This window comes from Mesorhizobium sp. RIZ17, assembly GCF_051127865.1.
In the GTDB taxonomy this organism is placed as follows: Bacteria; Pseudomonadota; Alphaproteobacteria; order Rhizobiales; family Rhizobiaceae; genus Mesorhizobium; species Mesorhizobium humile.
The window spans coordinates 230,197-253,343 of the sequence record NZ_CP147861.1; the positions used below are offsets into that span (position 1 = coordinate 230,197).

The window sequence follows — 23,147 nt, forward strand, 5'->3', positions numbered from 1 at the left end:
GCCCTCCTAGCCTGATACCAGAATCGCAAGCACAACCGGCCGGGTCCTCCCGTCCCGGTTTTTCGTGCAAGCCGCTCGCCGAACGGATTTTTCGAATATGCCAAGACGCACCGACATCAAGTCGATCCTGATCATCGGGGCCGGCCCCATCGTTATCGGCCAGGCTTGCGAGTTCGACTATTCCGGCACCCAGGCCTGCAAGGCGCTGAAGGAAGAAGGCTTCCGCGTCATCCTGGTCAACTCCAATCCGGCCACGATCATGACCGACCCGGAGCTGGCCGACGCCACCTATATCGAGCCGATCACGCCCGAAGTGGTGGCCAAGATCATCGCCAAGGAACGGCCGGACGCGCTGTTGCCGACCATGGGCGGCCAGACGGCGCTCAACACAGCACTTTCGCTGCGCCGCATGGGCGTGCTGGAGCGCTATCAAGTCGAGATGATCGGCGCCGACGCGCACGCCATCGACAAGGCCGAGGACCGCGCGCTGTTTCGCGAGGCGATGAGCAAGATCGGCCTGGAAACGCCCAAGTCGATGCTGGCCAACGCCACCGACGTCAAGAACGCCGACCGCAAGACGCATGAGGCCGAGCGCGCGGCACTGAAGGCGGAAAACCCGGAAAACCTCGATGCCGCGCTCGACGCGCTGGAAACCCGCTGGAACCTCGGCGAAGGCGACCGCAAACAGCGCTATATCAGCCATGGCATGGCGATCGCCGCCCAGGCGCTCGACCATGTCGGCCTGCCGGCCATCATCCGCCCCTCCTTCACCATGGGCGGCACCGGCGGCGGCATCGCCTACAACCGCGCCGAATTCTACGACATCGTCCAGTCGGGCCTCGACGCCTCGCCCACCACCGAGGTGCTGATCGAGGAAAGCGTGCTCGGCTGGAAGGAGTATGAGATGGAGGTCGTCCGCGACAAGGCGGATAACTGTATCATCATCTGCTCGATCGAGAACCTCGATCCGATGGGCGTGCACACCGGCGATTCCATCACCGTCGCGCCGGCGCTGACGCTGACCGACAAGGAATACCAGATGATGCGCAACGCCTCGATCGCGGTGCTGCGCGAGATCGGCGTCGAGACTGGCGGCTCCAACGTGCAGTTCGCCGTCAACCCGGCCGACGGCCGCCTCGTCGTCATCGAGATGAACCCGCGCGTCTCGCGCAGCTCTGCCTTGGCTTCGAAGGCAACCGGCTTCCCGATCGCCAAGGTCGCGGCCAAGCTCGCCGTCGGCTACACGCTGGACGAGCTGGAGAACGACATCACCGGCGGCGCGACGCCGGCCTCCTTCGAACCGACCATCGACTACGTCGTCACCAAGATCCCGCGCTTCGCCTTCGAAAAATTCCCCGGCGCCGAGCCGGTGCTGACCACCGCCATGAAGTCGGTCGGCGAAGTGATGGCCATCGGCCGCACCTTCCAGGAATCGCTGCAGAAGGCCTTGCGTGGACTTGAAACCGGCCTGACGGGATTGGACGAGATCGAGATCCCCGGCCTCGGCCATGGCAGCGCCGCCGCCAGCCATGTCGACGACCGCAACGCGATCCGCGCCGCGCTCGGCACCCCGACGCCGGACCGGCTGCGCATGGTGGCGCAGGCGATCCGCATGGGCACCTCGCTCGAAGACGTGCACGCCATGTGCAAGATCGACCCGTGGTTCCTCGAGCAGATCGCCGGCATCATCGCCATGGAGGAGCGCGTCCGCGAGCATGGCCTGCCGCAGGACGCCGTCAATCTGCGCATGCTGAAGGCGATGGGTTTCTCCGACGCCCGCCTCGGATCGCTGACGAAGGCCGACGCGGACATGATTCAGAAGGCTCGCGCAAAGCTCGACGTTCATCCGGTCTACAAGCGCATCGACACCTGCGCCGCCGAGTTCGCCTCGCCGACCGCCTACATGTACTCGACCTATGAAGTGCCTTTCGTCGGCGAGCCCGCCAACGAGGCGCGCGTCTCGGCGCGCAAGAAGGTCGTCATCCTCGGCGGCGGCCCGAACCGCATCGGCCAGGGCATCGAGTTCGACTATTGCTGCTGCCACGCCGCCTTCGCGCTGCGCGACGCCGGCTATGAAGCGATCATGATCAACTGCAACCCGGAGACGGTCTCGACCGACTACGACACCTCCGACCGCCTCTATTTCGACCCGCTGACGGCGGAGGACGTGCTGGAGATCCTGCGCGCCGAGCAGGCGTCGGGCGAGCTGGTCGGCGTCATCGTCCAGTTCGGCGGCCAGACGCCGCTGAAGCTGGCCGACGCGCTGGAGAAGGCCGGCATCCCGATCCTCGGCACCTCGCCCGACATGATCGACCTCGCCGAAGACCGCGATCGCTTCCAGAAGCTGCTGCACAAGCTCAACCTCAGCCAGCCGAAGAACGGCATCGCCTATTCGGTCGAGCAGGCGCGCCTCGTCGCCGGCGAGCTCGGCTTCCCGCTGGTCGTGCGCCCGTCCTATGTGCTCGGCGGTCGCGCCATGCAGATCATCCATGACGAAGGCATGCTGCAGACCTACCTGCTCGACACCGTGCCCGGCCTGGTGCCGGAGGACATCAAGCAGAAATACCCCAACGACAAGACCGGCCAGATCAACACGCTGCTCGGCAAGAACCCGCTGCTGTTCGACACCTATCTGTCCGGCGCCATCGAGGTCGACGTCGATTGCCTGTGCGACGGCAAGGCGACCTTCGTCTCCGGCATCCTGGAGCATATCGAGGAGGCCGGCATCCATTCGGGCGATAGCGCCTGCTCGCTGCCGGTGCATTCGCTGCCGTCCGACCTCGTCGACGAATTGGAACGCCAGACGGCCGCCTTGGCGCGCGCGTTGAACGTCGGCGGCCTGATGAATGTGCAATATGCGATCAAGGACGGCACGATCTATGTGCTGGAAGTGAACCCGCGTGCGTCGCGTACCGTGCCCTTCGTCGCCAAGACCATCGGGCGTCCCATCGCCAAGATCGCCGCCCGCATCATGGCCGGCGAGACGCTGGAAGATGCCTTCGCCCACTACGGCGCGATGCCCGACCCGCGCAATCCCGGCCATATCGCGGTCAAGGAAGCCGTCTTCCCCTTCGCCCGCTTCCCCGGCGTCGACATATTGCTCGGGCCGGAAATGCGCTCGACCGGCGAGGTCATGGGCCTTGACCGCGATTTCGCGCTGGCCTTCGCCAAGAGCCAGCTCGGCGCCGGCGTCGATCTCCCCCGCTCCGGCACGCTGTTCGTCTCGGTGCGCGACGAGGACAAGAAAGGCATCCTGCCGGCGGTAAAGCGCCTCGCCGGCCAGGGCTTCAAGGTCCTCGCCACCTCCGGCACCGCCCGCTTCCTCGCCGAAAATGGTGTCGACGCACAGAAGATCAACAAGGTCCTCGAAGGCCGCCCCCACATCGAGGACGCCATCCGCAACCGCCAGGTCCAGATCGTCTTCAACACCACCGACGGCCAGAAGGCGGTGTCGGATTCCAAGTCGCTGCGCCGCGCAACGCTGATGCAGAAGGTGCCGTATTACACGACGTTGTCGGGGGCGGCGGCTGTGGCGGAGGCGATTGCGGCGTTGCGGGCGGGGAACCTCGAAGTGAGGCCGCTGCAGGAGTATTTTGGGTGAGAGCCGACTTTACGCGACAGCGGAATCTTCCAAGTCGAAATCGCCGCCGCCGAGCCAATTCACGGCTTTTGAGATACCACCCTGCTCGCCCTGGCAGACACTCCTCAAACGCCTAACGCAATGACTGGCAATGTGCTCACCGAGTTCTATCCCGACATAGCGGCGATCCATCTTGTGGGCCACGGAAGCTGTGGTCCCGGAGCCCAAGTAGGCATCCAATACCAAGTCTCCCGGATTGGAAGCAATCGACAGTATTCGCGAAATCAGCTGTTCGGGCTTGGGCGTTTCAAAAACTGATACATCTGCAAGTACATCGAGCAAATGCTTCTTTGCAGAGGCCGTGGTTCCAACTTCGTCCGCTTTCCATAACGTGTGCGGAGTAAGTCCCCCTTTCACCTCCCTTAGATACCTCTTTATGCGAGGCACACCGCTGCCGCCCTTGCCAAAGTAAATTCGGCCCTCACGCATAGCCTCGTTCATCCTTGCTTGGGTGTATAACCAGCACCGGCCCTTCGGTGGTAGATGTCGTTTACCGCTCGGTGCGACTAATTCATAGAATTGACCTGCAGTCGCATGACCGGCTTGAGCGTTGGCCGAAACAGATTGCCAAGGGCCTCTAGGATCATTGTCGGGGTTCTTGAACCTGTCCTTCCATTCGTCAGTGAATGGAAGGGGGTTTCGGTAGGATTTGAACTTCTCGAAATTCTTCGCATATACAAGAATATACTCATGATTATTCGAGAATATTGCCCTATTCTCGCGCGTTGTCCGATGCTCCCAGACAACCGTCGATATAAAGTTTTCTCTGCCAAAAACGTTATCTAGAGCTACCTTAAGATAATGCATTAACTTGTCATCGATCGAAACCCAAAGGCTCCCCTCTTCACTCAGGAGAGAGCGGATTTTAGACGACACCGCAATAATCTCAGCTTCCCATATATCGTAATCTTTATTGTCTTCGTAGTGATCAAACCTATCTTTGTTATTATATGGCGGATCAATATATGCGCAGGAGACGACCGTTCCTTCCGCAATCATGCGATCAAGAACGACACTGTTGTCTCCCTTGATTAGCTTGCCCTGGAACCCGTCTTTTGGCATTGAATGCGTCGCCCCGATTCATGTCACACCAGTCATCCTTCACGGATGGTTAATCCCGGGTTAAGTAGGAATTTTATCTTATGGCCGACTCGACAGCGCCGACCGTCTACTACTTAGGCAACAAGGCAAAGTCGGCGGAATTGATCGATCACGTATGCACAAGCCATTTCGGCACGAGCGGCGTGGTTCTAGACCTGTTTGCCGGGTCTGGCAGCATAAGCCGACAGTTCGCCCAAAGCCGTCGCGTGATTGCAAATGATATACAGACGTACTCACACGTCCTATGCACCGCCCTATTGATGGGCGAGCAGCACACCGGTGAGCGAGCTCTCGAGGTTGTGACCACCAAGCGATTCCGCGACACCTGTGATTTTCTCAAGACCCAGTTTTCACGGGCGATCACCGCCGAACGGAATATATCGCCTGATTCTGATCCATCTGAAGTTCAGCAAATGTTGCGGGAAATTGAGTACATCTCAAAAGAGGGCAATCGATATGCGATAGTGTCTCTTTTTGGTGGCCGGTATTTTTCGATGGAGCAAGCCTGCGAACTCCAATCCATGCTGGAAGCATCAAGAAATCTGACCGGGCAAACAAAATTTCATTTTCTGGCTGCCTTAATATCTACGGCCAGTCGGATAACATACACGGTCGGCAATCAATTTGCACAGCCGATAAAATGGATCAATACGGACGGGTCGGTCAGATGGAGTACTGTCAAAAAATTTTCCAACAAACGTAGCGCCAATGTTATAAAAACTTTTATTGATTGCCTGTCGATATACAGTACAAATTATCTGTTCTCTCAAGATAACACCGTATCAAATATGACTGACCTGGAAGCTATTAGTAAATTCGGCAGTGAAGTTTCATTCATATATATGGATCCACCATATGGGCGCGAACATTACAGCCGATATTATCACGTATTGGAAACCATAGCTCTGGGTGACTTTCCGAAAATAGACAATAAAAATACAATGATAAGAAATGGGCGCTATCAGTCTCTCTACTCAATCAGAAGCTTGGCCAGAAAGGCATTTGAGGCTCTTTTATCAAACGCGAGCCGTCAAAATATACCAATAGCATTGTCGTATGCCGACGACTCCAATGGAGACAAAGTTGCTAATCGGGTAATGAACCTCGCATCATTGATAGAAATATCTCGTATGTACTATAACAACGTCAGTGTAATTAACATTCATGATAGAAAATATTCTCAATTCAACTCAGGAGAATTGTCGTCACCCAAGCGCGATAATTCGGAAGTTCTAATAGTGGCCCGCTGATCAAATTTGCAATCCAAGGCGACCAGCTCCTAGGGAAGCTCGCGGAACAATAGTGCGCGACAGATGCACCAGGGGCGTCTGTCTGTGAGCGGCCAAGAACGCTGCCACTGCCGGATAACGGCCGTCGTTCGGCATCAGCAACTCAAATGATGACCGCCCGCCAGGTCGTTGGGCTATTACAAGCAATGGCCTGGTTTGCTTGTTGACAGGGTATTTAAGTCCATGCGCCCCCGGAATCTCGAAAGCCCAGTTTCGACTATTGGGCTTAAAAACAGCCGGCTGATTATAGTTTTGAACAGACACCCCTGCGGCATTTAGCTCGCAGAGTCTCACCAAGGTCATCGCTGCCGGGGGACTGCCGAAAAAAGGTTGAACCCAGGTAAGCTTCAGGTTGAACTGCGTCCAGCGGCCACGTCCCGCAACTTCCGAAATCAAGACGTCCATTTTGCCTCCCAAATGGGGCATCTTCCAAGTGGTACACAAGTCAAGTGCACCTAAATTATGCTTTTGGATAATGCCCGAACCCGGCGAGTAGCTTTATAGCTTTTTTGTAAATGAGGCAAATGGAAGTGCAACAGATGACGCACCGTCCCTGTCGCCACGGCCGCTAGCCTTGGCGGAGGTCGCACATCGCTGGGCTCAACGTACCTCACGCCACCGCCACGCACTCGATCTCAATATCGAACTCCATCGGCCACGACGCCACCGGCACGAAACTGCGCGCCGGCGGGTTCACGCTGAAATACTTCGCATAGACCCGGTTGATGGCGCTGTAGAAGCCGGAATTGACGGCGTAGATGCGCACCATCACCACCTTGTCCAGCGAGGTGCCGGCCGCTTCCAGGCAGTGTTTCAGCGCCTTCAGCGACGCCTCGGTCTGGGTTTCGATGTCGCCGCGCACCATCTCGCCGGTTACCATGTCCACCGGCGGCGTCGCCGAGATGAACACGAAGCCGTTGGCCCGCACCGCCGTCGAGCATGGCAGGCCGAGCGCGCGCACCTTGGCCGACATCACGGGCACTTCGATGACTTCCTTGTCCATGGTGGTCCACCCTTGTTTGCGGAGGAGATTACAGTGGCGGCAAGGGAACGCCAGCCTTCCCTTCTCCCCCTGTGGGCGGGCGGTTCGGCATTTGCCAGTGGAAAGCGCGCAACGTAGCGTTCCTTCGCCCCCCTCTCTGTCCTGCCGGACATCTCCCCCTCAAGGGGGGAGATTGGCAGCTTCTGCGCCTCACCTTTCCTGCAACGTTGGAGATTGGCGAAAGCCGGCGTGACGGCTGATCTCCCCCCTTGAGGGGGAGATGTCCGGCAGGACAGAGAGGGGGGCCGTAGAGCGCGTCGCTGGCCGATTAGCTTCGGCCAGAACCCTCACTGATGCGCGACCGCCAGTGCCTTCACGTGCTTCTCGTGCATCTTCAGCACGGGCAGCGTCTTCTTGGCGAATTCCTTCATCGCCGGGTCGTCGCCGGAATTGGCATAGGTGGAAAACAGCGCGACAGCGTCCTTGTGCGCGTCGGTCTGCATCTTGATGTATTTGGCGTCGAACTCCTTGCCGGTGGCGCCCTTCAATTCGTCGAGCATCTGCTGCTCCTTCGGCTGCAGCGCCGGGCCGGCGGGCTTGATCGACGCGGTGGTCTGGCCCTGGCTGAGTGCGGCCTTGAAGTCCTCAGCAACCTTGGTGTGATCCTTGATCATCTGCGCCGCGAATGCCTTGACGTCGGCCGACGCCGATTTCTCTTGCGCGAGCTTGCTCGACTGGATCTCGAATTCGTTGGCGTTGGGCACGGTCGTGGCGAAGGTCTGGGTGTCGACCTTGTTGTCGGTCACCATCGGTCCCACGGCATCCGTGTTGGTGTCGTTCGATTGGGCGAACGCGGCGGGCGCGCCGGCAAGCAGCGCGACGGCGACCAGGGGCAGCAGCGTTTTCATCTCCATCTCCGATCCGAAACAGCCCCTCCGCTATCCCCAACGCGGCATCTCCGTCAGGGTTGCTTCGAAAACCCGGGTCGCCAGAAAAGCCGCGCCGGAACCCCGCCCCGCTTTGCCGCATTCCCTTTCATCGGCTAAACCTTCCGAACGGGGACAAAGAATGCGCCAGACCAACAGCGACGAAATCGACCTACGCTGCCCGCAGATCGTGGCCGACAATGCCGCCAAGGGCCTCAGGCTGCGCGCGGAGTTCGGCCGCGGCGGCACGGAGATCGGCGTCGCGCGTGCGACGGAGCTCAAGAACCGCAGGAACCTGTCACCTTCGACCATCCGGCGCATGGTCAGCTATTTCGCCCGCCACGAGGTGGACAAGAAGGGCAAGAATTACGGCAACGAGGACAACCCCTCGGCCGGCTACATCGCCTGGCTGCTGTGGGGTGGCGACGAAGGGCGCGCCTGGGCGCTGGACATGAAGAAGAAGGTCGGCAACGCGCCCGATATCTGAACCGGCGGTGCTCAGGGTTCGCGTTGGTCAGGCCGGCGGATCGCTGAAGCCGGGCTCGGCCGGCTCGACCACGGCGGTGTCGCGCTCCCAGCCTTCATTTTCCAGCTTCATCGATTGGATCGCCACCGCATTGGCGTTGGCATCGAGTTCCGGCAGCATCTGCACTTCGGACGGCCAGCAGCGATAGATCCTGTAGGCGAGCGCCAGCTGTCCGGCCTCGTTGAGGAATTCGAGGATGATGTCCTTGCGGAAGTCCTTCAGCGAAACTTCCGCGCCGACCCCCATCTGCAGATCCCACACCTTGTTCGCCCAGCGCTCGAATTCCAAGTCGTGGGTCACCCCGCGTTCGATCGTGATCGGCTCGAAGCGGGTTATGCCGGGCGATTTGCGCGTGTTGCCGGCCGCGCTGCCGTCACGGTGCTCGATGACTTCGGTGGTGCGCTTCAACGCGCTGATCCTCGAAATGCCGGCAACATACTTGCCGTCCCATTTCAATCGGAACCGGTAGTTCTTGTAAGGGTCGAAACGCTGCGGATTGACGGTGAACGGGGCCATGCCGGATCTCCTTCATCTCGCTACACGCAAAGCGGACGGGCTCCGAAACCCCCGCCCCGGAGCCCGCCTGGGAGTGGCTGACGCATGCCGGCACAGCCTCCTCCGACGCCTTGCCCGCGTCGATCCGCCGATCGGCCGCCCGGCACGACGACGCATTAGCATGCCCTAACGTCAGCCTATGTGAAGTCGTTCACAATGAATGCGCGCAGGTGGTTGCAACGCCGCGCTTCAATGCATGTCGCCCAGAAGTGTGCAGCGGTTCTGGGACAACGACATGCATCAAAACAAAGACTTAAAGCGCGTCGCCTGAATCCGTTTCAGCGCGACGCGCTTTAAGCGTCAGCCTTCCCAGTCGACCGGGACCATGCCGAGCCGCTCGTAGAGCCTGAAGGCCGCGGTGTTCTTCACCGTGTTTGTCTTGAGATCGACATGGGCCGCCCCACGAGCGCGAAAGATCAGGAAAACGTGCCGCATCAGCGCCTCGCCGAGGCCCTGCCGTCTCGCTTCCGGATGGACGGCGAGGTCCTTGACGAAACCGGACGTCCAGCAGAGCGCCGCGCCCGCCAGCAGGCCCTTGCCGTCGATCGCCAGGAAACAGAGGGCGGGGTCGAACTCGGCATCGCCGGCGATGCGCGGCCACCATTCGTCGAACGGCCCGTCGGCGCCGTCGTCGAACACCTCGTGCAGCAGCGCGTGCAAAGCCTGCGCGTCCCGATACTCGAACGCGCGCATGACAAAGCCCTCCGGCCAATGCGGCGCGGTGAGCGTGTCGTCGAGCAGCTTGCGCAGGCGGATGTCGTTGGGAGCCGGCGGGCGGGGCGTCGTGTCTTCATGCATGGCGCTGTCTCGAAACGCCGCGCGGAACCGGACAGTCCTATCAGGCGTCGGGTTGCAGGCGACGCCGCTTGCGGTCGACGCCAAGGCCCGTCGCCTCAAGCAGGCCCTTGCGCTTGGCGTCGTAGTAATAGCCGGTCTGGTAGAGCATGTCGGCCCGCTTGGCATTGCCGCCCGAGACCAGCCAGGCGCCGCGCAGATATTTCACCGCGTATTTGAGATTGGTCTCGGCGTCGAACAGGCCGGTCGCCGGTCCGTCATAGCCCATGCCGCGCGCCGTCGCGTGCTTGATCTGCATCAGTCCCCAATGGCCGTGATTGAAGGCTTTCGGGTTGAAGGTGCTCTCGCGGTTGACGACATGGCGCACCAACTCGACCGGCACTTCATAGATCGCCGAATATTTCTCGATCAGCCGTTCGATCTCGCCGCGTGGACCGCTGGCATGCACTTCGGGCTGGCCGGGTGCGGCAAGCAGCGCCGGATTTTCCGGCGCCACGTAGGCGACCTGCTGGACACCGGGCATCGGCGCGACTTTCGCCGACTGGCCGGTGACCGGCATGGCGACGCCCGCGGTCGTATAGACCGCCGCCTGCTTGATCGATGCTGCTTGCTTGATGGATCCGGGGCCGGTCGGCGAGCCACCAGCGGTCAGCACCGGGGGCGGCGGAAACTTGCCGGCCATCGGCGTCGCTCCCGCGAAAGCCGCGGGTTGCGCCAGCGGAACGCTGGACAGGGGTGCGCCAGGCTGGACAGGCGGCGGCAAAAGCGCGCTTTGCGTCGCGGGCGCGCCTTGCGTCGCCGGCGCGCCAGGCGTCGTGGCCATGGCGACGGCATCGCCGGCCAGCGCCGCGGTCTGCACCTGCGCAAGACCGGAAGGCTCCGGCAGGACGGCCACCGTTTCGGGCAGCGCGAGGGTCGGCGTATCGTCGGCGACGACAGGCGTCGAGGCGGCCGCAAGCGCGGGCGCGGCCTTCATTTGCGAGGTCGAGGTACAACCGCTCAGACCAGCAGCGGCAACGAGCACGCCGATCGCGGTGATTATGATTTTAGCAGGCAAGCCGTGCGGTCCGGTTTGTCGGTTGTTAAGGAGTCCTTACACCAGCGATTCACCCCCGGCAATCGGGGCCGCCAGACGGTTTTCGGGTGGTGATAACAGGGCGGGAGTGCCATATTGTTCTGGATATGTACTCGTTTTTCGCTGTTTTGCGGAAGGAATACGCCATGAAACCCACATCTCAGATCACGGCCGGCCACGCAGTGTTAGAAACAGTGATCGGCTTCATGGGCATCGCCTGGAGCGAGAAGGGCCTGATCCGGCTTTGCCTGCCGGAGCGCAGCCGCGAAGCGGTCGAGCGTCGGCTGCTTCGCCACCCCGGCGTCTCAGCCTCGACAAACCAACCTTCCTGGGTGGTCGAGTTGATCGCGTCGATCAAGGCCTATGCGGCTGGCGAGGATGTCGACTTCACCGGCGTGCCGGTCGATCTCGACGGCGTCGATGATTTTCGTCTCGCCATCTACGATGCCGCACGCAAGCTCGGCTTCGGCGAAACCACCACCTACGGCGAACTGGCCAAGCGCGCCGGCCATGCCGGCCTTCCGCGCGAAACGGGCGCGGCGCTCGGCGCCAATCCGGTGCCGCTGGTCATTCCCTGCCACCGTATCCTGGCGGCCGGCGGCAAGATCGGCGGCTTCTCCGCGCCGGGCGGCTCGGCCACCAAGGAAAAGATGCTCGCCATGGAAGGCGTTCGCGTCGGCCCGCCGCCGGCGGCGCAGGCCTCGTTCGGTTTCTGAGGCGCTGCCTGTCAGTCCTGCAGGAACCGGCGGCGGAAGCGCCGCTCGAAATCCGGACGCTTGCAGACATAGACCATGCAGGACCTGGTGTCGGCGCTCGGCACATAGGCGCGCGCCCTCACCTCGCCCGCGTTGCAGAAACGCTCGTCGCGCACATAGCGGTCGTAAAGCGGCAACCCCGGCACGCGCGTCGACTGGTAGCGCAGGATGACGGCGCCCTGCCTGGCGATCGTCGCCTGCACCCGGTCGCAGCTCATGCGCGTCGGATCGTAGCGCGACACCGCCTGCGCCTCGGCGGCCAGCAAAAGGAAGCAGGCGGCAAGCAAAATGGTCTTCATGGTTTCCCTCCATTGAGCGACGGGCATCTCATCCGTCCACAACGCGCGGCCGCTGTCAAAATTTCCATGCAGCCGTGCGCAGCGCGCCGGCAACCCATCTTGTATTCTTTCGCAAACTGTCCTATATGCGGGCCATTGAATTTGGCCGATCGATCGGGCCTCGCGATCCCTCGCGTTTGCTGACGTCTCCAAAATTTCGATACCACCGGCCGGACTTCGGGTCCGGTCAAACTAAAGCAAATGTGGAAGGGCATTTAGATGGCAACTGGTACGGTCAAGTGGTTCAACGCCACCAAGGGCTACGGCTTCATCCAGCCTGACAATGGCGGCGCGGACGTTTTCGTCCACATCTCCGCTGTCGAGCGCGCTGGCATGACCAGCCTCGCCGAAGGCCAGAAAATCAACTTCGAGATCGAGCAGGACCGCCGCACCGGCAAGTCCGCCGCTGGGTCTCTGAGCAAGGCAGCCTGATTTGGCTTAAGCATTTTGCAGCCAAGCGGAATCGCTTGGCGTTGCAGAATGCGGCTAAGCAAAGGCGCGCGCCGGACGAAGGTTCGGGGCGCGCGGCAAGTCACGGATGTACTGACGGTCGCGCGAGAAGCGCGCCGGAGCGAAAAGACCCGACAAGCTGGAACAGCAGATAGCTGCCAGCCCGGACCAGACGCTCCCGATCAGGCTACCGGCATAGGAAGGCGGGCATTGCCCGCCTTTTTTGTTGCCCGGATTTTGGGCGAGTTCCTCTCCGGACCGGCAGGCCCACGGATGGCACTTTTGGCCCATTAGTGCTACCTTTGATGCATGACCAAACTCGAACAGATCGAAAAATCCGTAGCAGAGCTCAGCCCAGATGAGCTCAAAGCGTTCGCTGCATGGTTCGAAGCGCTGCGGGCTGATTTGTGGGACCAGCAGATCGAGGCCGACGCAAAATCGGGCCGGCTGGACAAGCTGGTGGCAGAAGCACGTGCCGAAATATCCGCTGGCAAACTGCGTGACCTGTGAGGCACAGAGCCACCGCTAGCTTCTGGACAAAATACAATTCCTTACCAAAGGCGGTTCGGCGCATAGCCGACAAAAACTTCACTTTGATGAAGACCAATCCGCGACATCCATCCCTCCATTTCAAAAAGGTGGGAGAGCTTTGGTCGGCGAGGATAGACGACAATTATCGGGCCCTGGCCCTTGAAAGCGGCGATGGCTTTGACTGGATCTGGATCGGCACCCATGCCGAATACGATCGACTTATCAAATAACCCCCGCGCTGATGCTCCAGCGAAAGCGGCTAATGCATGTCGCCCAGAAGTGTGCAGCGGTTCTGGGACAACGACATGCATCAAAACAAAGACTTAAAGCGCGTCGCCTGAATCCGTTTCAGCGCGACGCGCTTTTAAAGCATGTCTCCCGAAAGTGGTCCCGGTTTCGGGACAAAGACATGCTTAAGATCAAAGACTTAAAGCAGGTTGCGTGAATCCTTTTTCACGCGACCTGCTTTAGCAGGCGCTAGATCATTCCTTCCACTCGATCGGCACATGCCCCTTGTCCGCCTCGACGCGCTTCAGCCAGGCGGCTACGGCCGGATAGGCGTCGAGCTGGAAGCCGCCTTTCTCAGCCGTGTGGGTGTAGGCATATAAGGCGATGTCGGCGACGCTGTAGGCGCTGCCGGCGAAGAACGCGTTTTGCTGCAGGTGGCTGTTCATCACGCCGAGCGCCTTGTTGCCGCGTTCCAGCGTCTGCGCCAGTCGTTCCGGCGTGGCATCCTTCGCCCGTTCCGGAAAGGTCAACAGCGCCTTGCGCACCGCGATATAGGGCTCGTGGCTGTATTGTTCGAAGAACAGCCACTGATAGGCCTGCGCCCGGTCATATTTGTCGGCCGGCAGGAAGCGCGTGCCTTCGGCGAGGTAGAGCAGGATGGCGTTGCTCTCGGCGATACGCCTGCCATCGTCGAGCTCGAGCATCGGCACCATCGCATTCGGATTCTTGGCGACATAGTCGGGCTTGCGCGTTTCGCCGGTATGCGAGCTCACCTCGACCCGGGTGAAGGGGATGCCGAGCTTCGCCATCAACAGCCGCGGCTTGTAGCAATTGCCGCTGTCGGCCATGTCGTAAAGGATCATGCCTCTTGCCCTCTCCGAGTCTCCTGGGAACGCTCTAACGCGCGCGGCTAGGTCTCATCCAGTGATTTGTTTTTGAGAAGAAACATCAGCGACGCTGATATGTCTTCTTTGGTCGGCGTCAGCGATGCTGATACGTTTTCCTTGGTCGCATCAGCGATGCTGATGCAGGGGCACGACCTTGTTGCCGACGTCGAGCAAGGCATCGACGGAAAGCGGCTCTTCCTTGAAAATCGTGCCTGCGAGCGCCGGGCGGGCGAGGTGGAAACCCTGCAAAAGGTCGACGCCGCCCTCAAGCGCGACGCGCAGATGCTGTGCGTTTTCGATGCCCTCGACCAGCACTTTTGCGCCGCGATCGTGCAGCGTCGCCACCAACGGCCGGAAGAAGCGCTCGGCGGCGGCGTGGCGGCAGAGCTCGCCGAACCACGCGCCGTCGATCTTGACGATGTCGGGCGCAAGCAGGTTGATGCGCGCCTCGGTCGAATGCCCCGTGCCGAAATCGTCAACGGCGATGCGGATGCCGTCGCGCCGCATTTCGCGCACGAGGCTGGCAAGGACACGGTCGTCGGCTGCCTGTTCGGTGATCTCGCAGACCAGCAGGCCGGGCTCCAGCTCGAAATCGCCGAGATGCCTGGTCATCAGCCGGATCTCGGCGAGCGCCCGTCCGAGATGGTCGTTGATGTTCGGATTATAGTTGAAGAACAGCGTCAATCCCTCGACGCCGATGTTGCGGTAATTGCCGAGATGCAGCATCCGGCACATCGTTTCGACGAACAGAAGGTCGGGCGCCGGAATGCCGCCGAAGAAGACCGAAGAGGCAACCGGCTGCGCAACGCGGCGCGGCTCGATCAGCCCCTCGACGGCAACCGCCCTGAGTGCTTTGCCCTCCGGCGCGAAGATCGGCTGATAGGCGCTCCACAGCCGGAACTCGCCATAGATGCCGAACTGAAGGCCGATCTCGTCGGCGAAGATCGCCTCGGCGACGTTGCGCCGCCTGTCTGGTTGTTCGCTCATGGCGCGACCTTGCGCCCGAACACTCTTGCAGGCCGCGGCTGCCGGACCGGCGCCACAGGGCTTGCGGCTGCCGGCGCCTTGTTCTCCGCGGCCTGGGGTTGCTGCGCGCCCTCGCTGAAAACGCGAAAGCTGGTGGAGGCAAGTTCCGGCCGGGCAAGCACGTAACCCTGCACCATGGAGGCGCCGGACCTCTCGGCAAGCTCCAGTTGCCAGCCTTCCTCGATGCCTTCGAAGACGGTGCGGATGCCCTGGTTCTCGAAGCTCTGCACCATTGCCGTCAGTAACGCGAAGCCGGCGCCTGACTCCATCAGATGGGTGATCCACTGCGCATCGAATTTGACGATGTCGGGCTTGAGCTCCTTGATCCGGTTGATGTCGGATTCATCGGCGCCATAGTCGTCGACCGCGATGCGGAAGCCGTTGGCCCTCAGCGCCTCGACAAATTCGTAGAGCGTTTCCTGCGAAGCGGATTTCTGCTCGGTGACCTCGCAGACGATGCGGCGCGGATCGATGCCGGCTTCGTGCAGCACCAGCCGCATGTCGCGCAACGCCTTGTCGGCGATGCCGCGATCGGTGAAGACCGACGGATCGAAATTGACGAAGATCGACGCCTCTTGCGGCAGGCAGGCGCCCGCGTTCAAAAGATGCAGCGTGCGCGTCAGCGCCTCGATATGCAGCCGGTCGGGCGCCGGGCAGGTGCCGAAGAATGCCCCCGGCGACTGTAGCTCGCCGTCGCGGAACGGCCGGATCAGCCCCTCGAAGGCGGCGACTGAAAGCTTGCCCTCCTTGAAGGCGAAGATCGGCTGGAACGCGCTCTGGAGCGTATAGATGCCCCAGACACCCGTCGAGGTGCCGTCGTCATGACGGATGATGTGGGCAAGCCCGATGCTGCGCGACAAAGCTTCCTCTTTCCGTGCAACTGGCGCAATTCGATCTGCGATCCTGCCAGCCAAGGGTTTACCGGCCGTTGATGAATTTAGCGTTGCCGCTCACGCAGGCTGACTTTGGTCACGCCTCCTTGACCTCTGGCTCATCGCACAATGCTTGCGCTTAGCCCGATGATGCGACATGAGAGGCGCCGCGGCCGCTCCTGGCCGCTTTTTCCTAGGAGACATTTTGTCATGGCTTTTCTCGCCGACGCCCTTTCCCGCGTTAAGCCTTCCGCGACCATCGCGGTGACGCAGAAAGCGCGCGAGCTGAAAAATGCCGGCCGTGACGTGATCGGCCTCGGCGCCGGCGAGCCGGACTTCGATACGCCCGACAACATCAAGAACGCGGCGATCGAGGCGATCCGCCGCGGCGAGACCAAATACCCGCCGGTTTCCGGCATCGTGCCGCTGCGCGAGGCGATCGCCAAGAAGTTCAAGCGCGAGAACAATCTCGACTACCGGCCGGAGCAGACCATCGTCGGCACCGGCGGCAAGCAGATCCTGTTCAACGCCTTCATGGCGACGCTGAACCCGGGCGACGAGGTCATCATCCCGCGCCCTTATTGGGTGAGCTATCCCGAAATGGTGGCGATCTGCGGCGGCACGTCGGTCTTCGCCGACACCTCGATCGACAACGGCTTCAAGCTCACACCGCAGGTGTTGGAAAAGGCGATCACGCCGAAGACCAAATGGCTGTTGATGAACTCGCCGTCGAACCCGTCGGGCGCCGCCTACACGGAAGCCGAGTTGCGCGCGCTGGCCGACGTGCTGCTCAAGCATCCGCATGTCTGGACGCTGACCGACGACATGTATGAGCACCTGACCTATGGCGACTTCGTCTTCAAGACCATCGCCGAGGTCGAGCCGAACCTCTATGAGCGCACGCTGACCATGAACGGCGTGTCGAAAGCCTATGCCATGACCGGCTGGCGCATCGGTTATGCCGCCGGCCCGGTGCCGCTGATCAAGGCGATGGACATGATCCAGGGCCAGCAGACCTCGGGCGCCTGCACCATCGCGCAGTGGGCTTCCGTCGAGGCGCTCAACGGGCCGCAGGATTTCATCGCCAGGAACAAGGCGATCTTCCAGGGCCGGCGCGACCTCGTCGTCTCGATGCTCAACCAGGCGCGCGGCATCTCCTGCCCGTCGCCCGAAGGCGCCTTCTACGTCTACCCGTCATGCGCCCAGCTGATCGGCAAGAAGACAAAGGCGGGCAAGGTGATCGACAATGACGAGACCTTCTGCTCCGAACTGTTGGAGGCCGAAGGCGTCGCGGTGGTGTTCGGTTCGGCCTTCGGCCTCGGACCGAACTTCCGCATCTCCTACGCCACGTCGGATGCCTTGCTGGAGGAAGCCTGCACGCGCATCCAACGCTTCACCGCGTCGCTGACCTGATCGACGCAGCCTGACGAGAAGAAACCTGGCTTCAGTCCGGGTTCTTCTCGTCGGGTCCGTCCTAACCGCCATATTGCTCGTCGGAAACCTGCTCCAGCCAGTCGGCGTGGACGCCGTCCAGTGCCTCCTGCATGGCGATATGGGTCATGGCGGTTTTACGTCCGGCGCCATGCCAGTGCTTTTCGCCTGGCGCGAAGGAAATGACATCCCCTGCCCTGATCTCCTGCACGGGGCCTCCCCAGGTCTGGGCAAGTCCGGCGCCGGCGGTGACATAGAGCGTCTGTCCAAGCGGATGCGTGTGCCAATGGGTGCGCGCGCCGGGCTCGAAACTGACCAGCGTGGCTCTCAGCCGCGCCGGCGCCTCCTTCTCGATGATCGGCGTCTGCAGCACCCGCCCGGTGAAATACGTCTCCGGCGCGACGATCGTCGGCACACTGCCGCACGCAATGATCTTCATCCTTGATATCCTCGAACGCGTTGGTCGAACAAAAGGCCGCGCGCGGCCCATCTCATGCGGTAGTTTCGCCTCGCAGGGAGGCCGTTGCAACCGGCTTTGAGCTGCTGCCGGGCGGCAGCCTCGATTTCGCGCTCGGGCATCGAACGGAACGCCATATCAGGGTGTCTAAAAACTGTCATAAATCGTTGCTTTTTAACCATAAAATCGCGATCTCCACGCAGCCGCGAAAGAAGCGGCCGAGGCGGCGCTCACACTCAGCGTTTCTTAACGGCTGAGGTCCTAGCCATGTCGCGTGCTGTGGGGGCGCGGACATGAGTATCTTGGCGACAATCAAGGATCACAGCGGCCGTATCTATCGCGGCATCCAGGCCTTGCTCGTGATGAGCATCGCCGCCACCGGGCTTGCGGCTTTCGCGCTGACGGGGAACGCCTCCCGCGCAGGCGCGCTCGCGGTGTCGGTGACATCGACCTTAATGGCGCTTCTGGTGCTGATGTATATGCGCTCGAGCGTCGTCCAGCGCCTGCAGTCGGCGGCGGATGCCGAGGCCGAGAAGCATCGCTTTCTCACCGTCGATGCCATGACCGGCGCCATGACCCGGCGCTATTTCATCGAAGCGCTGGGCGACTGGCTGGGCGGCTTGCGCAACCGCCGACAGGCAAGCCTGCTTCTGATCGACCTCGATCATTTCAAGCAGCTCAACGACACGTTCGGCCATCAGTTCGGCGATCTGGCGCTGGCGCATCTGGTCGCGGAAGCGCAGCGCATCTTCGAGGACGGGGTCATCGGCCGGCTCGGCGGCGACGAGTTCGGTATCATGGTTCCGCATGGCGACGTCGCCATTATCAGCAAGGACGCGCGCCGGCTGCTCGATGCGATGCGTGCCGGCAAGAGACATGAAGGCAAGATCATTCCCCTGTCGATCTCGGTGGGCGTCGCGCTCGCGCCGTTGCACGCTTCGAACGGCGCTGAATTGATGCTGCTGGCCGATCTCGCGCTCTACGAGAGCAAGGCGGGCGGCCGCGGTCGCATCACCGTTTTCGATGAGGAGATGCTGTCGGACAAACGCTATCGCCGGCTGGTGGAACGCGAGCTGCGCGCGGCGATCTATCTCGGCGAGCTGGAGCTGCACTACCAGCCGATCGTCGATCCCGACGGCTCGGTCGACGCGCTGGAAGGCTTGATCCGCTGGCGTCATCCCGTGCGCGGCTTGATCTCGCCGGCGGAATTCATCCCGATCGCCGAGCGCTCGACGCTGATCGACATGATCGGCGAATGGGTCTTCAAGCGCGCCTGCGCCGACATCGGGCATTTTCCCGGACGGCGCATCTCGATCAACGTCTCGGGCGAGCAGTTGAAGCGCGACGAGATCGTGACGATGTGCGACCGGATCCTGCGCGAAACCGGCCGGTCCGCCTCGCAGTTCATCATCGAGATCACCGAGACGGTGGCGACGGCCGCCACGCCCGAGGTCCTCAGGCGTCTCGAGGCGCTGCGCGGCCTCGGCTTCCACATTGCGCTGGACGACTTCGGCACCGGCCATTGCGGCTTCAACTATCTGAAGTCGCTGCCCATCGACAGCGTCAAGATCGACCGCTCCTACATCCGCAGCCTCGCCCATGACCAGGTGGCGCAGATCTTCGTTTCCGCGCTTGCCCAGATCGCCCGCATCCAGGATATCGCCATCGTCGCGGAAGGCGTCGAAACCGCGGAGGAATTCACCCTTGCCAAGACCGCCGGCTGCAGCCGCTTCCAGGGTTATTTCTTCGGCAAGCCGGCGCCGCGCGACAAGGCAAGCGCGTTGTGCGTCGCCGCTCGCGAGCCGCGTGCCCTCACAGCCTGACAAACAGGAAATGGCGGCCTGACGACCCCAAGCCGGCGAACATCCTATTTTTCTTGCCCTCCCGGCGAACCCGTGTGACGATGGCTTTGGGAAGGGGTGGATAAACCCCGCCCGCGACGGCCGAACAGGCCGGCCGCCGCTCTGCATAGGGTGCGATCGGACGCAAAACCGGTTTCCACTTTTGCTGATCGCTCTCTTGGGAAACGCCTGAGTGGAGGTCAGCCATGGGTACTCGCGCCGGAGGACGACGCACGGGACCGAAATGCATCGCCATAGTCGGTCCCTTCGCAAGCGGTAAGACGACACTTCTCGAAGCAATACTCGCCCGCACGGGCGCCATTCCCCGCCAGTCACCCGTTTCATCGGGCAACACCGTCTCCGATCATTCGCCAGAGGCCCGCGCTCACGCCATGAGCGTCGAGGCGACCTTCGCCACCACCGATTTCATGGGCGAGCAGATCACCTTCGTCGACTGCCCCGGTTCCATCGAATTCGCTTTCGAGGCCGAACCCGTGCTTGCCGCCTGCGACCTCGCAGTCGTCGTCGCCGAGGCTGACGAGAAGAAGATCCCGGCGCTGCAGCTCATCATGCGCAAGCTCGACGATCTCGCCATTCCGCGCATCCTGTTCCTCAACAAGGTCGACAAGGCGGTCGCCGGCGTGCGCGACACGCTGAAGATGCTGCAGCCGGCAAGTTCGGTGCCGCTGTTGCTGCGCCAGATTCCGGTGCGCAAGGATGGTGTCGTCATCGGCTCGATCGATCTGGCGCTGGAGCGCGCCTACATCTACCGCGAATATGCCGAAAGCCAGGTCGCCGAAATCCCGAACGACGACAAGGCGCGCGAGCTGGAAGCGCGTTTCTCCATGCTGGAGACGCTCGCCGACCATGACGATCACCTGATGGAGCAGTTGCTGGAGGAGATCGAGCCGCCGAAGGATGCGATCTTCGACGATCTCTCGGCCGATCTGCGCGCCGGCGCGGTGACGCCGGTGTTGATCGGCACCGCCGAGAAGGGCAACGGCGTGCTGCGCCTGTTGAAAGCCATCCGCCACGACGCGCCGGACGTCGAGGCAACGCGGAAGCGCCTCGGCGCGCCGGACGGCCAGACGGTTGTGCAGGTGATGAAGACCATCCACACCGCGCATGGCGGCAAGCTTTCGGTGTCGCGCGTGCTCTCGGGCCAATTGGCCGACGCGGCCGAGCTCTACCTTTCCAACGGCGATACGGCGAAGGTCTCCGGCATCTACAAGATGCTCGGCAAGGATCAGTCGAAGCTGACATCCGCCAAGGCGGGCGACACGGTTGCGCTCGGCAAGCTCGACAACGTCAAGACCGGCCAGACGCTGAGCTCGGCCAAGGGCGGCATCCGCCCATTGGTCACGTTGGAGCCGCCGCAGCCGGTCTTTGCCTTCGCGCTTCGCCCCAAGGAGCGCAAGGACGAGGTCAAGATGTCGGCGGCGATCCAGCGGCTTGCCGAGGAAGATCCATCGCTCAACCTGCGCCACAACCAGGATTCCGCCGAAACCGTCCTGTCGGGCCACGGCGAAATGCATCTGCGCGTGGTGCGCGAGCGCCTCGAGGGCAAGAACCAGATCCCGATCGAGGGGCATGCACCGGCGGTGCCCTACCGGGAGACGATCCGCAAATCGGCGCAGCAGCGCGGCCGCCACAAGAAGCAATCCGGCGGCCACGGCCAATTCGGCGACGTGGTGATCGAGATTAAGCCGCTGCCGCGCGGTTCCGGCTTCCAGTTCTCCGACACCATCACCGGCGGCGTGGTGCCGAAAACCTACATCCAGTCGGTCGAGACCGGCATTCGCGACTATCTGAAGACAGGCCCGCTCGGCTTCCCGGTCGTCGACGTCGCGGTCAATCTGTCGGACGGCTCCTACCATGCGGTCGATTCCTCCGACATGGCCTTCCAGATGGCGGCGAAGCTGGCGATGAAGGAAGGCATGGCGGCCTGTTCGCCGGTTCTGCTGGAGCCGATCATGAAGGTCGAGATCGTCACGCCCTCCGACGCGACCTCGAAGATCATCGCGCTGATCCCACAGCGGCGCGGCCAGATCCTCGGCTATGATGCAAGGCCCGACTGGCCCGGCTGGGACGTCGTCGAGGCGACCATGCCTCAGGCCGAAATCGGTGACCTGATCATCGAGCTGCGCTCGGCGACCGCCGGCGTCGCCAGTTACAAGGCTGCTTTCGACCATATGGCCGAGCTGACCGGCCGGCTCGCCGACGAGGCGATGAACGCCAACGGCAAAGCCGCCTAGCAGGTCGGCCTGCCTGAGCGACTGCGTTGATGAAATGAAAACGGCGTCCGGATGATCCGGACGCCGTTCCTATTGCGGACCGTTTTCCTGGGAGGCAACGGCTGGTCCGCCGCATCCGGAAAAATGGTTCGGACGCGGTGCTTGCCTGAGCCCGGTCTTTCGAGTGATGCCCCCATCTCCCGAACCGACCAACCGCGTCCTATCGTCTACTTAAACCATAGAGTGCGTTTGCGGCATGTTACCCGATGTTACATGTCACCGTTACGTGGTGGATCCGGTCGTTTTTTTGCCGGCCCGAAGGCGCGCAGGCAACAAAAAAGCCGGATCAATAAAGATCCGGCTGAGTTTGATTGGAAGTGCCGATTAAGGCTAACCTCCAGAGGGGAACACTCGAGGGCGCTAATGGGAGGAGAACGCGCCCCGGAGATGTGACTATATATGTGCTCATCATGCCCAAGAAACAAGCATCTATTTTGCAACTCACGCATGCAAAAAGACGCAGGCTGTGGTCCAACCTATTCCCGGAACCCGTAGGACCAGAAAAATCGCCAATTCCGACGCGTTTCCGGCCCTAAAGCTACTGCTTAAATGCAAAATCGAGCCGATTTTGCTCGGAAATATGTGACCCAGAGAAATGATGCCGATTTCGGCAAGCCGAGTTTATTTTTACGGCAGGAGACCGATGATGCGAACTTTTTCAGCAATCGCCGGCAGCGCGCTGTTCCTTGTCGTTGCGCCCGGCGTTGTTGCCGGCCTGGCGCCGTGGCTCTTGACCGACCACTATCGCAACCCGCTATCGGTTCTGCCGGGCTTCGTGCCTGGGGGCTCGCTTCTCGTGGTCGGAGCTGTCGCCGTCCTGCTTCATGCCTTTGGCCGTTTTGCCCTCGAGGGCCTGGGCACGCCCGCTCCCGTGGCACCGACCGAGAAACTGGTCGTTGGCGGCATCTACCGCCATGTGCGCAACCCCATGTACGTGGCCGTGCTGACGATCATCCTTGGCCAGGCGCTGATCTTTTCGAGCTGGGCGGTGCTGGTCTACGGCCTCATCGCCGCGGCGGCGATGGTCTCCTTCGTCAAGATCTATGAAGAGCCGACGCTGGCCAGCCGGTATGGCGAAGAATACGAGGTCTACCGCCGCGCCGTCCCCGGCTGGCTGCCGCGCATCACACCCTGGCGCGGGCAGTAGT

Annotated in this window: 23 protein-coding genes; 11 read left to right on the forward strand and 12 right to left on the reverse strand. The window is 61.6% G+C overall.

Annotation, left to right across the window (positions count from 1 at the left end):
- Positions 1 to 97: 97 nt before the first annotated feature.
- Entirely contained in the window at positions 98 to 3,601 is a 3,504-nt protein-coding gene (carB, locus tag WDX12_RS01185; RefSeq protein ID WP_434723660.1) for a carbamoyl-phosphate synthase large subunit, read from the forward strand.
- 9 nt (positions 3,602 to 3,610) lie between these two features.
- Here the strand turns inward: carB and WDX12_RS01190 are convergent, their stop codons facing one another.
- Positions 3,611 to 4,702 carry a site-specific DNA-methyltransferase gene (locus WDX12_RS01190; protein ID WP_434723661.1) on the reverse strand — a complete coding sequence of 364 codons (1,092 nt, stop codon included), beginning with the start codon at positions 4,700 to 4,702 and terminating at the stop codon, positions 3,611 to 3,613.
- Positions 4,703 to 4,782: 80 nt separating this feature from the next.
- Here WDX12_RS01190 and WDX12_RS01195 point away from each other — a divergent pair, with 80 nt between their 5' ends.
- Positions 4,783 to 5,991, forward strand: coding sequence for a DNA adenine methylase (locus tag WDX12_RS01195; RefSeq protein WP_434723662.1), 1,209 nt, complete (start codon positions 4,783 to 4,785; stop codon positions 5,989 to 5,991).
- On the opposite strand, the gene WDX12_RS01200 is transcribed toward WDX12_RS01195, so the two are convergent.
- The 3 genes from WDX12_RS01200 to WDX12_RS01210 form a co-directional block, all read right to left on the reverse strand.
- Entirely contained in the window at positions 5,992 to 6,435 is a 444-nt protein-coding gene (locus WDX12_RS01200) for a hypothetical protein (RefSeq protein ID WP_434723663.1), read from the reverse strand.
- Between the two features lie 205 nt (positions 6,436 to 6,640).
- Positions 6,641 to 7,033, reverse strand: a complete 393-nt coding sequence (locus tag WDX12_RS01205; RefSeq protein WP_434723664.1) for a Rid family hydrolase — start codon at positions 7,031 to 7,033, stop codon at positions 6,641 to 6,643.
- Positions 7,034 to 7,359: 326 nt separating this feature from the next.
- A complete protein-coding gene (locus WDX12_RS01210; RefSeq protein WP_434723665.1) occupies positions 7,360 to 7,920 on the reverse strand; it encodes a DUF4142 domain-containing protein in 561 nt (186 codons plus the stop codon).
- A 160-nt stretch (positions 7,921 to 8,080) separates the two neighbouring features.
- Here WDX12_RS01210 and WDX12_RS01215 point away from each other — a divergent pair, with 160 nt between their 5' ends.
- The gene (locus WDX12_RS01215; protein WP_434723666.1) at positions 8,081 to 8,425 is read left to right on the forward strand and encodes a hypothetical protein; all 345 of its coding nucleotides are present in this window, start codon (positions 8,081 to 8,083) and stop codon (positions 8,423 to 8,425) included.
- Positions 8,426 to 8,452: 27 nt separating this feature from the next.
- Here the strand turns inward: WDX12_RS01215 and WDX12_RS01220 are convergent, their stop codons facing one another.
- From WDX12_RS01220 to WDX12_RS01230, 3 genes are all read right to left on the reverse strand, one after another.
- Complete coding sequence (locus WDX12_RS01220; RefSeq protein ID WP_434723667.1) at positions 8,453 to 8,980, reverse strand: phage tail protein; 528 nt, start codon at positions 8,978 to 8,980, stop codon at positions 8,453 to 8,455.
- 339 nt (positions 8,981 to 9,319) lie between these two features.
- The gene (locus WDX12_RS01225) at positions 9,320 to 9,817 is read right to left on the reverse strand and encodes a GNAT family N-acetyltransferase (protein ID WP_434723668.1); all 498 of its coding nucleotides are present in this window, start codon (positions 9,815 to 9,817) and stop codon (positions 9,320 to 9,322) included.
- 40 nt (positions 9,818 to 9,857) lie between these two features.
- Positions 9,858 to 10,790 (reverse strand): transglycosylase SLT domain-containing protein, encoded by a 933-nt coding sequence (locus WDX12_RS01230; RefSeq protein WP_434723669.1) that lies wholly within the window; start codon positions 10,788 to 10,790, stop codon positions 9,858 to 9,860.
- Positions 10,791 to 11,035: 245 nt separating this feature from the next.
- On the opposite strand from WDX12_RS01230, the gene WDX12_RS01235 reads away from it, so the two are divergent.
- On the forward strand, positions 11,036 to 11,605 hold the full coding sequence (locus WDX12_RS01235; protein ID WP_434723670.1) for a methylated-DNA--[protein]-cysteine S-methyltransferase: 570 nt from the start codon (positions 11,036 to 11,038) through the stop codon (positions 11,603 to 11,605).
- Between the two features lie 11 nt (positions 11,606 to 11,616).
- Here the strand turns inward: WDX12_RS01235 and WDX12_RS01240 are convergent, their stop codons facing one another.
- Positions 11,617 to 11,943, reverse strand: coding sequence for a hypothetical protein (locus tag WDX12_RS01240; RefSeq protein WP_320293454.1), 327 nt, complete (start codon positions 11,941 to 11,943; stop codon positions 11,617 to 11,619).
- Between the two features lie 258 nt (positions 11,944 to 12,201).
- Here WDX12_RS01240 and WDX12_RS01245 point away from each other — a divergent pair, with 258 nt between their 5' ends.
- The 3 genes from WDX12_RS01245 to WDX12_RS01255 all read left to right on the forward strand — a co-directional run bounded on the left by WDX12_RS01245 (position 12,202) and on the right by WDX12_RS01255 (position 13,193).
- Entirely contained in the window at positions 12,202 to 12,414 is a 213-nt protein-coding gene (locus tag WDX12_RS01245; protein WP_027168154.1) for a cold-shock protein, read from the forward strand.
- Positions 12,415 to 12,741: 327 nt separating this feature from the next.
- Positions 12,742 to 12,942: a hypothetical protein gene (locus WDX12_RS01250; protein WP_320293453.1), complete on the forward strand. Its 201-nt coding sequence runs from the start codon at positions 12,742 to 12,744 to the stop codon at positions 12,940 to 12,942.
- 86 nt (positions 12,943 to 13,028) lie between these two features.
- Complete coding sequence (locus WDX12_RS01255) at positions 13,029 to 13,193, forward strand: ParE family toxin-like protein (RefSeq protein WP_318012247.1); 165 nt, start codon at positions 13,029 to 13,031, stop codon at positions 13,191 to 13,193.
- 252 nt (positions 13,194 to 13,445) lie between these two features.
- On the opposite strand, the gene WDX12_RS01260 is transcribed toward WDX12_RS01255, so the two are convergent.
- The 3 genes from WDX12_RS01260 to WDX12_RS01270 form a co-directional block, all read right to left on the reverse strand.
- Positions 13,446 to 14,054, reverse strand: coding sequence for a glutathione S-transferase family protein (locus WDX12_RS01260; protein WP_434723671.1), 609 nt, complete (start codon positions 14,052 to 14,054; stop codon positions 13,446 to 13,448).
- A 150-nt stretch (positions 14,055 to 14,204) separates the two neighbouring features.
- Positions 14,205 to 15,065, reverse strand: a complete 861-nt coding sequence (locus WDX12_RS01265) for an EAL domain-containing protein (RefSeq protein WP_320293451.1) — start codon at positions 15,063 to 15,065, stop codon at positions 14,205 to 14,207.
- A complete protein-coding gene (locus WDX12_RS01270) occupies positions 15,062 to 15,964 on the reverse strand; it encodes an EAL domain-containing protein (protein ID WP_434723672.1) in 903 nt (300 codons plus the stop codon). Before WDX12_RS01270 ends, WDX12_RS01265 begins: the two co-directional genes overlap by 4 nt.
- Positions 15,965 to 16,186: 222 nt before the next feature.
- Between WDX12_RS01270 and WDX12_RS01275 the strand changes: the two genes are divergently transcribed.
- Positions 16,187 to 17,389 carry a pyridoxal phosphate-dependent aminotransferase gene (locus tag WDX12_RS01275; protein ID WP_320293449.1) on the forward strand — a complete coding sequence of 401 codons (1,203 nt, stop codon included), beginning with the start codon at positions 16,187 to 16,189 and terminating at the stop codon, positions 17,387 to 17,389.
- 61 nt (positions 17,390 to 17,450) lie between these two features.
- Here the strand turns inward: WDX12_RS01275 and WDX12_RS01280 are convergent, their stop codons facing one another.
- On the reverse strand, positions 17,451 to 17,846 hold the full coding sequence (locus WDX12_RS01280; protein ID WP_434723673.1) for a (R)-mandelonitrile lyase: 396 nt from the start codon (positions 17,844 to 17,846) through the stop codon (positions 17,451 to 17,453).
- Positions 17,847 to 18,157: 311 nt separating this feature from the next.
- On the opposite strand from WDX12_RS01280, the gene WDX12_RS01285 reads away from it, so the two are divergent.
- The 3 genes from WDX12_RS01285 (at position 18,158) to WDX12_RS01295 (ending at position 23,146) form a co-directional block, all read left to right on the forward strand.
- Entirely contained in the window at positions 18,158 to 19,687 is a 1,530-nt protein-coding gene (locus WDX12_RS01285) for a putative bifunctional diguanylate cyclase/phosphodiesterase (RefSeq protein ID WP_434723674.1), read from the forward strand.
- Positions 19,688 to 19,911: 224 nt separating this feature from the next.
- Positions 19,912 to 21,960: an elongation factor G gene (locus WDX12_RS01290; RefSeq protein WP_434723675.1), complete on the forward strand. Its 2,049-nt coding sequence runs from the start codon at positions 19,912 to 19,914 to the stop codon at positions 21,958 to 21,960.
- Between the two features lie 685 nt (positions 21,961 to 22,645).
- Positions 22,646 to 23,146: a methyltransferase family protein gene (locus WDX12_RS01295; RefSeq protein ID WP_320293445.1), complete on the forward strand. Its 501-nt coding sequence runs from the start codon at positions 22,646 to 22,648 to the stop codon at positions 23,144 to 23,146.
- Position 23,147: the final 1 nt, after the last annotated feature.

What these genes read in the sequence shown, in the direction of transcription:
- WDX12_RS01235 (WP_434723670.1), top strand. Translation starts at nt 11,036, where the DNA reads ATGAAACCCACATCTCAGATCACGGCCGGCCACGCAGTGTTAGAAACA.
- WDX12_RS01275 (WP_320293449.1), top strand. Translation starts at nt 16,187, where the DNA reads ATGGCTTTTCTCGCCGACGCCCTTTCCCGCGTTAAGCCTTCCGCGACC.
- WDX12_RS01255 (WP_318012247.1), top strand. Translation starts at nt 13,029, where the DNA reads ATGAAGACCAATCCGCGACATCCATCCCTCCATTTCAAAAAGGTGGGA.
- WDX12_RS01215 (WP_434723666.1), top strand. Translation starts at nt 8,081, where the DNA reads ATGCGCCAGACCAACAGCGACGAAATCGACCTACGCTGCCCGCAGATC.
- WDX12_RS01205 (WP_434723664.1), bottom strand. Translation starts at nt 7,033, where the DNA reads ATGGACAAGGAAGTCATCGAAGTGCCCGTGATGTCGGCCAAGGTGCGC.
- WDX12_RS01280 (WP_434723673.1), bottom strand. Translation starts at nt 17,846, where the DNA reads ATGAAGATCATTGCGTGCGGCAGTGTGCCGACGATCGTCGCGCCGGAG.
- WDX12_RS01295 (WP_320293445.1), top strand. Translation starts at nt 22,646, where the DNA reads ATGCGAACTTTTTCAGCAATCGCCGGCAGCGCGCTGTTCCTTGTCGTT.
- WDX12_RS01220 (WP_434723667.1), bottom strand. Translation starts at nt 8,980, where the DNA reads ATGGCCCCGTTCACCGTCAATCCGCAGCGTTTCGACCCTTACAAGAAC.
- WDX12_RS01210 (WP_434723665.1), bottom strand. Translation starts at nt 7,920, where the DNA reads ATGAAAACGCTGCTGCCCCTGGTCGCCGTCGCGCTGCTTGCCGGCGCG.
- WDX12_RS01265 (WP_320293451.1), bottom strand. Translation starts at nt 15,065, where the DNA reads ATGAGCGAACAACCAGACAGGCGGCGCAACGTCGCCGAGGCGATCTTC.
- WDX12_RS01195 (WP_434723662.1), top strand. Translation starts at nt 4,783, where the DNA reads ATGGCCGACTCGACAGCGCCGACCGTCTACTACTTAGGCAACAAGGCA.
- WDX12_RS01230 (WP_434723669.1), bottom strand. Translation starts at nt 10,790, where the DNA reads ATGAAGGCCGCGCCCGCGCTTGCGGCCGCCTCGACGCCTGTCGTCGCC.
- WDX12_RS01290 (WP_434723675.1), top strand. Translation starts at nt 19,912, where the DNA reads ATGGGTACTCGCGCCGGAGGACGACGCACGGGACCGAAATGCATCGCC.
- WDX12_RS01250 (WP_320293453.1), top strand. Translation starts at nt 12,742, where the DNA reads ATGACCAAACTCGAACAGATCGAAAAATCCGTAGCAGAGCTCAGCCCA.
- WDX12_RS01225 (WP_434723668.1), bottom strand. Translation starts at nt 9,817, where the DNA reads ATGCATGAAGACACGACGCCCCGCCCGCCGGCTCCCAACGACATCCGC.
- WDX12_RS01190 (WP_434723661.1), bottom strand. Translation starts at nt 4,702, where the DNA reads ATGCCAAAAGACGGGTTCCAGGGCAAGCTAATCAAGGGAGACAACAGT.
- WDX12_RS01285 (WP_434723674.1), top strand. Translation starts at nt 18,158, where the DNA reads ATGAGTATCTTGGCGACAATCAAGGATCACAGCGGCCGTATCTATCGC.
- WDX12_RS01240 (WP_320293454.1), bottom strand. Translation starts at nt 11,943, where the DNA reads ATGAAGACCATTTTGCTTGCCGCCTGCTTCCTTTTGCTGGCCGCCGAG.
- WDX12_RS01260 (WP_434723671.1), bottom strand. Translation starts at nt 14,054, where the DNA reads ATGATCCTTTACGACATGGCCGACAGCGGCAATTGCTACAAGCCGCGG.
- carB (WP_434723660.1), top strand. Translation starts at nt 98, where the DNA reads ATGCCAAGACGCACCGACATCAAGTCGATCCTGATCATCGGGGCCGGC.
- WDX12_RS01245 (WP_027168154.1), top strand. Translation starts at nt 12,202, where the DNA reads ATGGCAACTGGTACGGTCAAGTGGTTCAACGCCACCAAGGGCTACGGC.
- WDX12_RS01200 (WP_434723663.1), bottom strand. Translation starts at nt 6,435, where the DNA reads ATGGACGTCTTGATTTCGGAAGTTGCGGGACGTGGCCGCTGGACGCAG.